Source organism: Shewanella sp. Scap07 (assembly GCF_013394145.1).
GTDB lineage: Bacteria > Pseudomonadota > Gammaproteobacteria > Enterobacterales > Shewanellaceae > Shewanella > Shewanella waksmanii.
The window spans coordinates 3551206-3564677 of sequence record NZ_CP041329.1 but is presented as its reverse complement, the minus strand read 5'-3'; the positions used below and the strand labels follow the sequence as shown (position 1 = coordinate 3564677).

Annotated in this window: 10 protein-coding genes; 9 read left to right on the top strand and 1 reads right to left on the bottom strand. The window is 45.0% G+C overall.

The window, feature by feature from the left end:
* The first annotated feature begins 50 nt into the window (after positions 1 to 50).
* Positions 51 to 689 carry a hypothetical protein gene (locus FLM48_RS15580; protein ID WP_179025259.1) on the top strand — a complete coding sequence of 213 codons (639 nt, stop codon included), beginning with the start codon at positions 51 to 53 and terminating at the stop codon, positions 687 to 689.
* A gap of 71 nt (positions 690 to 760) precedes the next feature.
* Here FLM48_RS15580 and FLM48_RS15575 read toward each other — a convergent pair whose 3' ends face one another.
* Positions 761 to 1684 carry a DMT family transporter gene (locus tag FLM48_RS15575; RefSeq protein WP_028774495.1) on the bottom strand — a complete coding sequence of 308 codons (924 nt, stop codon included), beginning with the start codon at positions 1682 to 1684 and terminating at the stop codon, positions 761 to 763.
* Positions 1685 to 1977: 293 nt separating this feature from the next.
* Between FLM48_RS15575 and dnaK the strand changes: the two genes are divergently transcribed.
* The 8 genes from dnaK (at position 1978) to greA (ending at position 13407) form a co-directional block, all read left to right on the top strand.
* The gene (gene dnaK / locus FLM48_RS15570) at positions 1978 to 3900 is read left to right on the top strand and encodes a molecular chaperone DnaK (protein ID WP_028774497.1); all 1923 of its coding nucleotides are present in this window, start codon (positions 1978 to 1980) and stop codon (positions 3898 to 3900) included.
* A 101-nt stretch (positions 3901 to 4001) separates the two neighbouring features.
* Positions 4002 to 5138, top strand: a complete 1137-nt coding sequence (gene dnaJ / locus FLM48_RS15565; RefSeq protein ID WP_028774498.1) for a molecular chaperone DnaJ — start codon at positions 4002 to 4004, stop codon at positions 5136 to 5138.
* Between the two features lie 536 nt (positions 5139 to 5674).
* Positions 5675 to 6466: a M48 family metallopeptidase gene (locus tag FLM48_RS15560; RefSeq protein ID WP_179025258.1), complete on the top strand. Its 792-nt coding sequence runs from the start codon at positions 5675 to 5677 to the stop codon at positions 6464 to 6466.
* A 79-nt stretch (positions 6467 to 6545) separates the two neighbouring features.
* Positions 6546 to 7163: an FKBP-type peptidyl-prolyl cis-trans isomerase gene (locus FLM48_RS15555; RefSeq protein WP_028774812.1), complete on the top strand. Its 618-nt coding sequence runs from the start codon at positions 6546 to 6548 to the stop codon at positions 7161 to 7163.
* Positions 7164 to 7273: 110 nt separating this feature from the next.
* The gene (gene dapB / locus FLM48_RS15550) at positions 7274 to 8086 is read left to right on the top strand and encodes a 4-hydroxy-tetrahydrodipicolinate reductase (RefSeq protein WP_028774811.1); all 813 of its coding nucleotides are present in this window, start codon (positions 7274 to 7276) and stop codon (positions 8084 to 8086) included.
* A gap of 176 nt (positions 8087 to 8262) precedes the next feature.
* On the top strand, positions 8263 to 9435 hold the full coding sequence (carA, locus tag FLM48_RS15545) for a glutamine-hydrolyzing carbamoyl-phosphate synthase small subunit (RefSeq protein WP_179025257.1): 1173 nt from the start codon (positions 8263 to 8265) through the stop codon (positions 9433 to 9435).
* A 28-nt stretch (positions 9436 to 9463) separates the two neighbouring features.
* Positions 9464 to 12685, top strand: a complete 3222-nt coding sequence (carB, locus tag FLM48_RS15540; RefSeq protein ID WP_028774809.1) for a carbamoyl-phosphate synthase large subunit — start codon at positions 9464 to 9466, stop codon at positions 12683 to 12685.
* 245 nt (positions 12686 to 12930) lie between these two features.
* On the top strand, positions 12931 to 13407 hold the full coding sequence (gene greA / locus FLM48_RS15535) for a transcription elongation factor GreA (protein ID WP_028774808.1): 477 nt from the start codon (positions 12931 to 12933) through the stop codon (positions 13405 to 13407).
* Positions 13408 to 13472 lie beyond the last annotated feature (65 nt).

Here is a 13472-nt window from a genome sequence, read left to right as displayed (position 1 = left end):
GCTTTACTAGAAACAACAACGGCTAGAATAGATAACGTAAAGGGATTCATATGAATAACGCACTGGGAAGATTCGCGACAGTATTAGTTTGTTTTTTAGGGGTAACGGTTTTTAGCGCGCAAGCTCAAGAGGGCAAGCAACTGCAGCAAAATTATAGTTATCATGGTCAAGCTGTGGTACTCGATATTGAGGTTGGCCGTGTTGAAGTGATCGCCACGGATGAGTCAGAAGTGCGGGTGGAGGTGGAAGTGGTTGCCTCGCAATCTAGCTGGTTTAACATGTGGCAGCAAGGTGATGTTAGTGAGATTGAAATTGATGCTGATGAACAAAATGACCGCCTAGTGCTAAAACTCAACCATCAAGATGATCTGAAGCAAAACTGGCGTGTGTATTTGCCACGGGATGCGGCAACCGATGTCGATATAGGAATTGGTGAGGTCGAAGTTGCGGGTCTTGAGAATGACTTGGCGATAGACCTTGGGGTAGGTAGGGTTGTGGTGAACAATCAGCATCGTTATCGTGACATTGAGTTGTCATCAGGTGTGGGCGAAGTGCAAGTGCGTCATAACGGTGAGAAGGTCAAAGTTGACCAAGCATTAGTAAGTCAAAGCTACGAGCAAAGCTCTGCAACGGGTCAGTATCAATTACTCGTGAGCGTTGGTGTTGGTCAGGTCGAAGTCAGCTATTAGTGGATAAATCTTGCGGCTTTATCTAGACGTTAATTAACAAAGCGCCCTAACTTATATTAGGGCGTTTTTGTTTAGGCTTCATTTACTACAGTTTGTGGTTTGCTTCTTCGCTTCGCTATCTGCGGTAAAATTTGTTGCAATGCGAGTGCCGTTAAAATGAGCCCTAAACCGATAAAGGTTGAGCGAGTAATGGCTTCTTGCAAAATCCACGAGATAAAACCAATGGATAAAACTGGTGTGATAAATACCAGTGTGCTCATTGATGCGGTTCTATCTGCTTTTTTAAGTGCGATAAGCCACAGCACAAAAGTAATTCCCATTTCAAACAAGCCGACATAAATAGCCGCAGCAAACGCTTGGGGGTTCCAACTGGGCAAACCTTGAGTCATCAAAAGTGCCAGGCAGATAAAAGGCAAGCCAACCACAAAGCTAAGCAACAGGCTGACGATAGGGTCACCTTTGTCTTTGGTATTCACAATCCAATACAAACACCACAGTAAGGTACTAGTTAAAGCCAGTAATACGCCAGTTGCGCTGTCAAAGGCAAAATCGGTTATTTGGCCATTGGTGGCAATAATAAATACCCCAAGATAAGCAATCAAAGCTGCAGTCACGTCACTTTTTCTTAGCTTTTGTCCGAGCAAGGGCACAGCTAAAAGTGGCAGCAGGATTGCCCAGGTATAGTTAAGCGAAAGTGCTTGCTGTGCCGGCAGCAAAGAATAGGCCTTAAACAACACCAGATAGTAGAGAAAGGGGTTGAGTAAACCCGTCTGCAAATAAAATAGTGGCCGCTGGATAAACTGCTGGGTGATTAAATGGGTTTTCTTTTGTATTAATAGCACGCCGCTGAGCGCCACAATGGAGGTGACGACGGCGATGAGTACCAGCTGTAACGGCGAATAATGGGCAAGCGCTAACTTAAAGGCTGTTGCGACGGTTGACCATAATACGATGGCACCGAGACCAAATAAATAGGCTTGATTTGACTGCTTCAATTTCATTTCTCACTACACGAGACTACTTAGGTATAAGTGGTGATGGCACTTAACCTCTCCAGATTGCATGCAGTATACCAAAACAGTTGTTGCAATGGTGTGGCAAAGTTCAAAAAAGTATAGATTTTTACAAAATTTATTTTTCTGCCCTTGTAAAGACCAGAAGCGTCCCAATATAGGGGGTAAGGAAAGATTTTGGTGGCAAAAATTAGGGCTTGAAATTGTAATCGCCCAGCCCCATATCTGAATCATCAAACAAGTTTAGCGTTATATAAAGTTTTTTGGAGGACTCCATGGGTAAAATTATTGGTATCGATTTAGGTACAACCAACTCTTGTGTTGCAGTATTAGATGGTGACAAAGCACGCGTTCTAGAAAATGCTGAAGGCGATCGCACTACTCCGTCGATTATTGCTTATACAGGTGAAGAAGTACTAGTTGGTCAGCCTGCGAAACGCCAAGCTGTAACTAACCCAACGAATACCTTCTTTGCAATTAAGCGTCTTATTGGTCGTCGTTTTAAAGATGACGAAGTACAGCGTGACGTTGACATCATGCCGTTCAAAATCATTGGTGCAGACAATGGTGATGCATGGGTTGAAGCCCACGGTAAGAAAATGGCGCCGCCACAAGTTTCAGCTGAAACGTTGAAGAAAATGAAGAAAACAGCAGAAGACTTCTTAGGTGAAGAAGTGACTGAAGCTGTTATCACAGTACCTGCATACTTTAACGATTCTCAGCGTCAAGCAACTAAAGATGCTGGCCGTATTGCGGGTCTAGAAGTTAAGCGTATCATCAACGAGCCAACAGCAGCAGCACTGGCTTACGGTATTGATAAGAAGCAAGGCGATAACATCGTTGCGGTATACGATTTAGGTGGTGGTACATTTGATATCTCTATCATTGAAATCGATAGCGTTGATGGCGAGCAAACTTTTGAAGTACTTGCGACTAACGGTGACACTCACTTAGGTGGTGAAGATTTCGATAACCGTTTGATCAACTACTTAGCAGATGAGTTCAAGAAAGAGCAGTCACTAGACTTGCGTAACGATCCGCTAGCGATGCAGCGTCTTAAAGAAGCGGCAGAAAAAGCGAAGATTGAACTATCAAGCACAACGCAAACTGAAGTTAACCTGCCTTACATCACTGCTGATGCAACAGGTCCTAAGCACTTAGTGGTTAAAATCACTCGTGCTAAGTTAGAGTCTTTAGTTGAAGATTTGATTACTCGTTCACTGGAGCCACTAAAAGTTGCCCTAGCAGATGCTGACCTTTCAGTATCTGATATCAACGAAGTCATTCTAGTGGGTGGCCAAACACGTATGCCTAAAGTACGTGAAGAAGTTTCATCTTTCTTCGGCAAAGAGCTTCGCCAAGATGTTAACCCAGATGAAGCCGTTGCTATTGGTGCAGCAGTACAAGCTGGTGTACTTGCCGGTGATGTGAAAGACGTACTACTACTTGACGTTACGCCTCTGTCTCTAGGTATTGAGACTATGGGTAGCGTAATGACTAAGCTGATTGAGAAAAACACCACGATTCCAACTAAGGCATCGCAAACTTTCTCAACTGCAGATGACAACCAAAGTGCAGTAACAATTCATGTACTTCAGGGTGAGCGTAAGCAATCGAGCGGCAACAAGTCTCTTGGTCAGTTTAACCTTGAAGGTATTGAGCCTGCGCCACGTGGCATGCCACAAATTGAAGTGGCTTTCGATATCGATGCTGATGGTATCTTGCACGTATCGGCAACCGATAAGAAAACCGGTAAAGCTCAGAATATCACCATTAAAGCCTCTTCTGGTCTAAGTGATGAAGAAGTTGATGCAATGGTTCGTGATGCAGAAGCGCACGCAGATGAAGATGCTAAGTTTGAAGAGCTAGTTACAGCACGTAACCAAGCTGATGGCATGGTTCACGCGACTAAGAAGCAGATCGAAGAAGCTGGTGAAGCATTACCAAGCGACGAGAAAGAAAAAATCGAAGCGGCAATGGCTAATGTTGAAACTGCAGTAAAAGGCAATGACAAAGAAGCGATTGAAAAATCAACTCAAGAGCTAATGGAAGCATCAGCTAAGTTGATGGAAATTGCTCAAGCTAAAGCACAAGCACAGCAAGGTGAAGCTGCTCCAGAAGGCGAAGCGCAAGCGTCTAAGCCTGAAGATGATGTAGTTGATGCTGAGTTTGAAGAAGTAAAAGATGACAAGAAATAATCGAGGCTAACCCCTAAATTATTTAGTACGGGCGTTAGGGGAGACTCTAACGCCCGTTGTCGCAAATTAAGCTATCACTTCAGCCAACAAAGCGTGAGATTATGTCAAAGCGAGATTATTACGAAGTATTAGGTGTCGGACGCGATGCCAGTGAACGTGAAATTAAGAAGTCGTATAAACGACTTGCTATGAAATTTCACCCGGACCGCAATCCAGGTGACAAAACCGCAGAGAAGAACTTCAAAGAAGCTAAAGAAGCTTATGAAATTCTAACCGACAGCGATAAGAAAGCGGCTTATGACCAGTTTGGTCATGCTGGCGTCGATCCTAATCGCGGCGGTGGTGGCTTCGGCGGCGGTGGCGCAGACTTTGGCGATGTGTTCGGCGATGTATTTGGCGATATATTTGGTGGTGGCCGTCGTGGTGGCGGGCAACGTCAAGCTGCCCGTGGTAGTGACTTACGTTACAACCTAGAGCTGTCGCTTGAAGAAGCTGTGAAAGGCTTAAGCAAAGAACTGCGCATCCCAACTTTAGTAGGTTGTGATAGCTGTGATGGTAGCGGAGCCAAGAAAGGTTCTTCACCCACCACGTGTGGCACCTGTCATGGTCAAGGCCAAGTACAGATGCGCCAAGGGTTCTTTGCCGTTCAGCAAGCATGTCCAACCTGTCATGGTCGCGGTAAAATCATCAAAGACCCTTGTAATAAGTGTCATGGTGAAGGCCGTGTTGAAAAGAGCAAAACTCTTTCGGTTAAAATTCCTGCGGGTGTTGATACCGGTGACCGTATTCGATTATCTGGTGAAGGTGAAGCTGGCGAGTTTGGCGCACCACCGGGTGATTTATATGTTCAGGTAACAGTCAGAGAACATGCGATTTTTGTGCGTGATGGTAACAACCTATATTGCGAAGTGCCGATCTCTTTCAGCACTGCTGCATTAGGTGGTGAAATCGAAGTGCCAACATTAGATGGCAAAGTGAACCTGAAAATACCTTCAGAGACACAAACTGGACGTATGTTCCGTATGCGCGGTAAAGGTGTTAAGTCGGTACGTAGCCATGCCGTTGGCGACTTACTGTGTAAAGTTGTCATGGAAACACCAGTTAATTTGAGCGATAAGCAAAAAGAACTGCTGCGTGAATTCGACGAAACACTTACCGGATCATCTAAAAAGCACAGTCCTAAGGCTGAAGGCTTCTTTGATGGTGTGAAGAAGTTCTTTCAAGACTTAAACAGCTAAAAATAGTTGTTGTTGATAAAGCCTCGCCTAGCGAGGCTTTTTTTTGCCTGGGTGCAGCAAATACATTGCATCTTATACCAATCAGTATAAACATTTAGTCACTCAGCGAGAGTTTAGCGGTTCTGAGGCAAGGTCCTTAAATGCTCCTGCATTAATGACATTCACCACATCCATGTGGTTTGCAACGAGTGAAGAGCATAGTTATTCTACGGTTAAGCTTGTTAACACAGCATCAGAAGCGCTAAAACTCGCCATTCTGGCGCGTTTTTGGCTACCTACTTCTGCGTTGAATAACCTCACAAGGGAGCAACCATTGTTTCAGTACTCACTTTGAATTAGCCGGCCTTGAATTAGTTTGCCCCAAGCGCGCTGAGTAGATCAAATTCTTATACTGATTGGTATTAGCTTTGATGTGACACCTGTAAAGATAAGTGCTAAAAATAGGTAGTTGAATTACCCACCTATACTGGCATGAAAATCGAGCGCGATTAGTTTGCCAGTCACAATCAGTTCAAGGAATAAAGGAAGTCGAATTGATGAAAAAATATATGGTCAGTGTTTTAGTCGCGGGACTATTGTCAGCCTGTGCAACACATCAGTCGCCGACAGGCCGCGGGCAAACATTGCTGTTTTCACCGGCACAAATGGATAGCATGGGCGAAGCATCCTTTAACGAAATGAAGCAGCAACAACCACTATCAAAAGATAAACAGGTTAATGCTTACGTTGAGTGCGTTGCTGAGCGGATAACCAGTATTCTCCCCGATAAATCGGTTAAATGGGAAGTGGTGGTATTTGATTCTGAACAGGTGAACGCCTTTGCATTGCCAGGTGGCCATATTGGTGTGTATACCGGCTTACTTAATGTGGCTGAAAACGAACATCAACTGGCGACCGTTATGGGTCATGAAGTGGCCCATGTGTTGGCGCATCACAGCAATGAGCAAGTTTCCAGAGCGCGGATGACGGGAATGGGCATGCAATTGGCCGATGCAGCCTTAGGTATGGGCGGTGTTAACAACAAAGAGTTATACATGGCAGCATTGGGGCTTGGTGCCCAAGTTGGCTATATCTTGCCTTTTGGCCGCGACCAAGAGAGTGAAGCGGACGTGATGGGGGTTGAACTAATGGCCCGTGCCGGTTTTGATCCGGCCCAAAGTATGCAGCTGTGGCAAAACATGGCTAAAGTCGGTGGCGAGCAGGGCCCCGAGTTATTATCGACTCATCCATCTCACGGACACCGCATTGATGATCTGCAAAAAATGCAGGCAAAAGTGCAACCGCTATATCAAGCCAGTCGGGCTCAGGTAAAAAATCGCTGTCAATGAATGGATTTAACGGGGATTTTTTCTGTAGATGTGATAAAATTCGGCGCGAAAATTCATTGAGTAGAAGAGTATTAACATTATGTCTGAGAAGTTCACCACTATTGAACAGCAAGCGAGCTATGGCGTTGGTCGTCAACTAGGTGAGCAATTAGCTGCTAACTCTTTTGAAGGTATTGATATTTCAGCTGTACAGCTGGGCCTATCAGATGCATTTGAAGGTAAAGAAAGCCAAGTTGCTATGCAAGATCTTCAAACTGCATTCACTGAAATCAGCCAGCGCATCCAGAAAGTGCAAGAAGAAGCGGCTGCTGCTGCCTCTGCTGAAGGTGAAACTTTCCTAGCGGAAAACAAGCAACGTGATGGCGTTGTGACTCTAGAGTCTGGCCTACAATATGAAATCATTACCGAAGGTAATGGTGATAAGCCAAACGCAGAATCAACTGTACGTACACATTACCACGGTACATTTATCAGTGGTGACGTATTTGATAGCTCTGTGCTACGTGATCAGCCTGCTGAATTCCCAGTTAACGGTGTAATCGCTGGTTGGACTGAAGCACTGCAACTTATGCCTGTTGGTTCTAAGTGGAAGCTATACGTACCACATCACCTAGCTTACGGTGAGCGTGGCGCTGGTGCTTCTATCCCACCATATTCGGCGTTAGTATTTGAAGTCGAATTATTAGATATTATCTAATTAAGATGCCTGAGCTAATAGCTCGGGCATTTTTTTGTAAACAATGAAAAGTGATGGTTAACCCGCTTAGGGAGCCCATCACGACAAGCTAAGTAATGAGGGAGAAATCAATGAGTGAGCAAGTAAGAGTGGCTATTACTGGTGGCAGTGGTCGAATGGGCCGCACTCTTATTGAATCAGCCAAAATGAGCAGCAATATCTATTTAGGCGCTGCAATTGAACGAGCAGGTTCGACGCTTATCGGTGTAGATGCCGGTGAGCTGGCTGGTGTAGGTGCAATGAACGTATCTATTACTGACTCCCTTGATTTAGTGGTTGATGATTTCGATATTCTTATTGATTTCACTTCTCCTGAAGCCAGTGTTAAGCATACAGATTGGTGTGCGCGCAATGGCAAAGCTATTGTCATTGGTACTACGGGTTTCAATCATGCTCAAAAAGAGCAGATTGCCGCATATAGTGAGCAAACTCCAATTGTCATGGCACCTAACATGTCGGTAGGCGTCAACTTGATGTGGAAATTACTCGAACTCGCTGCTGAAGTGATGGGTGATTACACTGATATTGAGATCATTGAAGGTCACCACCGCCATAAGAAAGATGCTCCTTCTGGAACCGCACTAAAAATGGGTGAGGTGATAGCCGAGACATTGGGCCGTGATCTAGAGAAGTGCGCAGTATATGGGCGAGAAGGTATTACTGAAGAACGCTCGCGTGAAACCATTGGTTTTGCCACAGTCAGAGCGGGTGATATTGTCGGTGATCATACAGCGATGTTCGCTGATATCGGTGAACGTTTAGAAATTACCCATAAAGCGTCAAGCCGCATGACCTTTGCTAATGGTGCAATGCGTGCAGCCTTCTGGTTAGGCGACCAACACCCTGGATTGTACGATATGCAGCAAGTCCTTGGTTTGAAATAAAATTTATAGAAAACGCCTATTAGGCGTTTTTTTTTGAGTAAATTTTTTTTGCTCAGAAGTACAATATCACTATAGACGGCTACCAGCTAAACATATAAAATCGGCGGAATTTGTCAAAATTTCGTATTTTAGCGAAAGTTGGTATTTTAACAAAACACAATAAACATTGAATTTCAATGGCTTGGCTCTTTCCGGAGGTCGCGTTGACAAAGTCTGCCTTACTCGTACTTGAAGATGGAACCGTTTTTTCTGGCACTGCAATTGGTGCCGAAGGGATGTCTGTTGGTGAAGTGGTTTTTAACACTTCAATGACTGGTTACCAAGAAATTTTGACTGATCCATCGTATGCTCGTCAAATGGTAACACTCACCTACCCACACATTGGTAACACTGGCACCAACGAAGAAGATACTGAATCTTCGTCTGTTCATGCTTGTGGCCTGATTATTCGTGATTTGCCGCTAATTGCGAGCAACTTTCGTAATCAACAATCGCTAAGCGAATACTTAACTGCAAATAACGTAGTAGGTATAGCTGATATCGATACCCGCAAACTAACACGTATTTTACGTGAAAAAGGCGCGCAAGCGGGTTGTATTTTAGTGGGTGAAGCGGATGAAGCCAAAGCGCTTGCAGCTGCAAAAGCGTTCCCTGGTCTTAAAGGCATGGACTTAGCCAAAGAAGTGACTACCCAAGAGCGTTACGCATGGCGCAGTGGTAGCTGGCGTTTAGTGGGTGGTTTACCTTCTGACACCCCTGAAGCTGAATTTAAATATAAAGTTGTCGCTTATGACTACGGCGTGAAGCGTAACATTCTACGCATGCTTGTTGACCGTGGTTGTGATGTGACTGTTGTACCCGCCAAGACCCCTGCAAGCGAAGTATTAGCGATGAACCCTGACGGGATCTTCTTATCTAATGGTCCTGGGGATCCAGAGCCATGTGACTACGCAATAGCGGCAATTCAAGAAATCTTAAAAACAGATATTCCTGTTTTTGGTATCTGTCTAGGTCACCAGTTACTCGCATTAGCATCTGGGGCGAAAACCTTGAAGATGAAATTCGGTCACCATGGTGCTAACCACCCAGTGAGCAACATCGAGCAAGGTAATGTGATGATCACCAGCCAAAACCACGGTTTTGCTGCGGATGAAGCAACGTTACCAGAGAACATCAAAGTGACTCACAAGTCTTTATTTGATGGTTCGTTGCAAGGTATTCACCTTACTGATAAGCCAGCATTTAGTTTCCAAGGTCACCCTGAAGCGAGCCCTGGACCACACGATGCTGCGCCGTTATTCAATCACTTTATCGAGTTGATTGAATTGTATCGTAAGAACGCTAAGTAGTTACCTCATCCGGGAGAAGATTGAAGCAATGCCAAAACGTACTGATATAAAGAGTATTCTTATCCTAGGTGCTGGACCAATCGTGATTGGTCAAGCCTGTGAGTTTGACTACTCTGGCGCGCAAGCCTGTAAAGCGCTACGCGAAGAAGGTTATCGAGTTATTCTAGTTAACTCTAACCCTGCAACCATTATGACCGACCCTGAAATGGCTGATGCTACCTACATCGAGCCGATCCATTGGGAAGTGGTACGTAATATTATTAAGAAAGAGCGCCCTGACGCGATTCTTCCTACAATGGGTGGCCAAACCGCATTGAACTGTGCCCTAGAGCTTGAAAGCCGTGGTGTACTAAAAGAGTTTAATGTCGACATGATTGGTGCGACTGCTGACGCGATTGATAAAGCAGAAGATCGTAGCCGCTTCGATAAAGCGATGAAGTCGATTGGTCTTGAGTGTCCACGTGCGGGTATTGCCCACTCGATGGAAGACGCTTATGGCGTACTTGATCAAGTAGGCTTCCCATGTATTATTCGCCCATCATTCACCATGGGTGGTAGTGGCGGTGGTATCGCTTACAACAAAGAAGAGTTTGAAGACATCTGTTCTCAAGGTCTTGAATTGTCGCCAACTAATGAGCTACTGATTGATGAGTCGCTAATTGGTTGGAAAGAATATGAAATGGAAGTGGTTCGTGACCGCAACGATAACTGTATTATCGTGTGTTCAATTGAGAACTTCGACCCTATGGGTGTGCACACCGGTGACTCTATTACTGTTGCACCAGCGCAAACCCTAACCGATAAAGAATACCAGTTGATGCGTAATGCATCGCTTGCTGTATTGCGTGAAATTGGTGTTGAAACAGGTGGTTCAAACGTACAGTTTGGTATCAATCCAAAAGACGGCCGTATGGTCATCATTGAGATGAACCCACGTGTGTCTCGCTCTTCAGCATTGGCATCTAAAGCTACCGGTTTCCCGATTGCGAAAATCGCCGCTAAGTTGGCAGTGGGCTTTACCCTTGATGAGCTGAGTAACGATATTACTGGCGGTGCGACACCGGCTTCATTTGAGCCTGCTATCGATTACGTAGTCACAAAGGTGCCACGCTTTAACTTTGAAAAGTTTGCTGGTGCTAACGACCGTTTAACCACACAGATGAAGTCTGTGGGTGAAGTAATGGCGATTGGCCGTACTTTCCAAGAGTCACTACAAAAAGCACTTCGCGGCCTAGAAGTGGGCAAGCATGGTTTATGCCCGCATATCGACCTCGCTGATGCAGAAGCCCTATCACGTATCCGTCATGAGCTCAAAGAGCCAGGTGCTGATCGTATTTGGTATATTGCTGATGCATTCCGTGCCGGTTTATCAATTGATGATGTATTCGCACTGACAAATATTGACCCTTGGTTCTTGGTCCAACTTGAAGATTTGCTTAAGAGCGAAGCACAAGTTGCTGAGAATGGCCTTGCAGGTTTGAATGAAGACACTTTACGCCAGCTAAAACGTAAAGGTTTTGCTGATGCACGTCTCGCTGCGCTAGCGGGTGTGAGTGAAACAGAAGTACGTAAACTACGTACTCGCTATGAAATTCGCCCTGTTTATAAGCGTGTTGATACCTGTGCGGCTGAGTTTTCAACCGATACCGCTTATATGTACTCAACTTATGAAGAAGAGTGCGAAGCAAATCCATCTAGCAATGACAAAATTATGGTATTGGGCGGTGGTCCAAACCGTATTGGTCAAGGTATCGAATTTGATTATTGCTGTGTTCATGCAGCACTTGCGCTACGTGAAGACGGTTTTGAAACCATCATGGTTAATTGTAACCCTGAAACGGTTTCTACCGATTATGACACATCAGATCGCTTGTACTTCGAGTCAGTGACCTTTGAAGATGTACTTGAGATTGTTAACATTGAAAAGCCTAAAGGCGTTATCGTGCAATATGGTGGTCAAACTCCACTTAAGTTAGCACGCGACCTTGAAGCGGCTGGTGTACCGATTATTGGTACTAGCCCAGATGCGATTGACCGTGCAGAAGACCGTGAGCGCTTCCAGCAGGCGATTGAGCGTTTAGGCATGAAACAGCCTGAAAACGATACCGTGACGACCGTTGAAGGTGCCGTGATTTCTGCTGAGCGTATTGGTTACCCATTAGTGGTTCGTCCATCTTATGTATTGGGTGGTCGTGCGATGGAAATTGTTTACGACGAACAAGATCTACGCCGCTACTTCAACGAAGCTGTTAGCGTATCTAATGCATCACCGGTACTACTTGACCACTTCCTTGATAATGCGATCGAAATCGATATCGATGCGGTTTGTGATGGTGAAACTGTGGTAGTCGGCTCTATTATGGAGCACATTGAACAAGCAGGTGTTCACTCAGGTGACTCTGGTTGCTCATTACCGCCGTACAGCTTAAGCCAAGAGATCCAAGACCGCATGCGTGAGCAAGTGGGCAAGCTGGCGATGGAGCTAGGTGTTATTGGTCTGATGAATGTCCAGTTTGCGGTTAAAGATAACGAAATCTACATGATTGAAGTTAACCCGCGTGCCGCGCGTACTGTGCCATTCGTATCAAAAGCTACCGGTGTGCCTTTAGCTAAGATTGCAGCCCGAGTTATGGCTGGTCAAAGCTTGAAGTCACAGAACTTTACTCAGGAAGTTATCCCGCCTTTCTACTCTGTAAAAGAGGTGGTGTTGCCGTTTAATAAGTTCCCAGGTGTTGATCCACTGTTGGGCCCTGAAATGCGTTCAACAGGTGAAGTGATGGGTGTGGGTGATACCTTTGCTGAAGCTTATGCAAAAGCTCAGCTTGGTGCTACTTCAGAAGTTCCTAAGTCTGGTCGAGCGCTGTTATCGGTGCGTAATAGCGATAAAGCGCGCGTAGCTGAACTGGCTGCTAAGTTAATCAAGCTAGGTTATGAGATTGATGCTACCCATGGTACTGCAGTGATTCTAGGCGAAGCGGGCATTAACCCTCGTTTAGTCAACAAAGTACATGAAGGCCGTCCACATATTCTTGACCGTATCAAGAATGGTGAGTACACCTACATTGTTAACACCACTGAAGGACGTAAGGCAATTGAAGATTCACGCCAACTGCGTCGTGGTGCGCTGCGTTATAAAGTGAACTACACCACTACGCTAAATGCGGCATTTGCAACTTGCATGGCGCATGCTGCAGACGACCGTTCTAATGTTAACTCTGTACAAGAGTTACATGAACGCGTAGCTAAGTAAGTTAACTGTCTTGATAAAAGGCCGCTTTGAGCGGCCTTTTTTATGGGCTATTTTTGCGTGTTTAACATTGAAAACAAGACAAAGCGCTAGTTTGAGCGACAAAATCAATCGCTGTCACAGTGATAAGATAGCCAAGTGCAAGATCTGTGTATAGAATAGGGTTATCCCAATTATTTGTTCCCAACTGGTTAAGTGACATTTACCGGTGGAGGATGCTTTTGTTTTAACGGAGACGAAAAAGCACTATGAATAAAGTCCCTATGACAGTTGTCGGAGCAGAGCAACTGCGTAAAGAGTTAGATCATTTAAAGTTTGAGAAGCGACCACAGATTGCAGAGGCTATCGGTATTGCTCGTGAACTTGGTGACTTAAAAGAGAATGCGGAATACCATGCTGCTCGTGAAGAGCAAGGCTTGGCTGAAGCACGAGTGCGTGATATTGAAGGTAAGCTCTCTCACGCACAAATCATCGATGTCACAACGATGGAAAACAATGGCCGAGTTATTTTTGGTGCAACAGTCACTATCTTAAATATTGATACCGATGAAGAAGTGACCTATCGCATCGTCGGTGAAGATGAAGCTAACATCAAAGAAAACTTGTTGTCAGTTAGCTCACCGATAGCTCGCGGGTTAATCGGCAAAAACTTAGATGACGAAATCTCGATTGTGACCCCTGGTGGGACCAATGACTTTGAAATCACTAAAGTGGAATATATTTAGTGTAAAGCGAGATGAAGTTGTGAAAGCCAGCTAATCCTAGCTGGCTTTTTTATTACTGCAGCCTT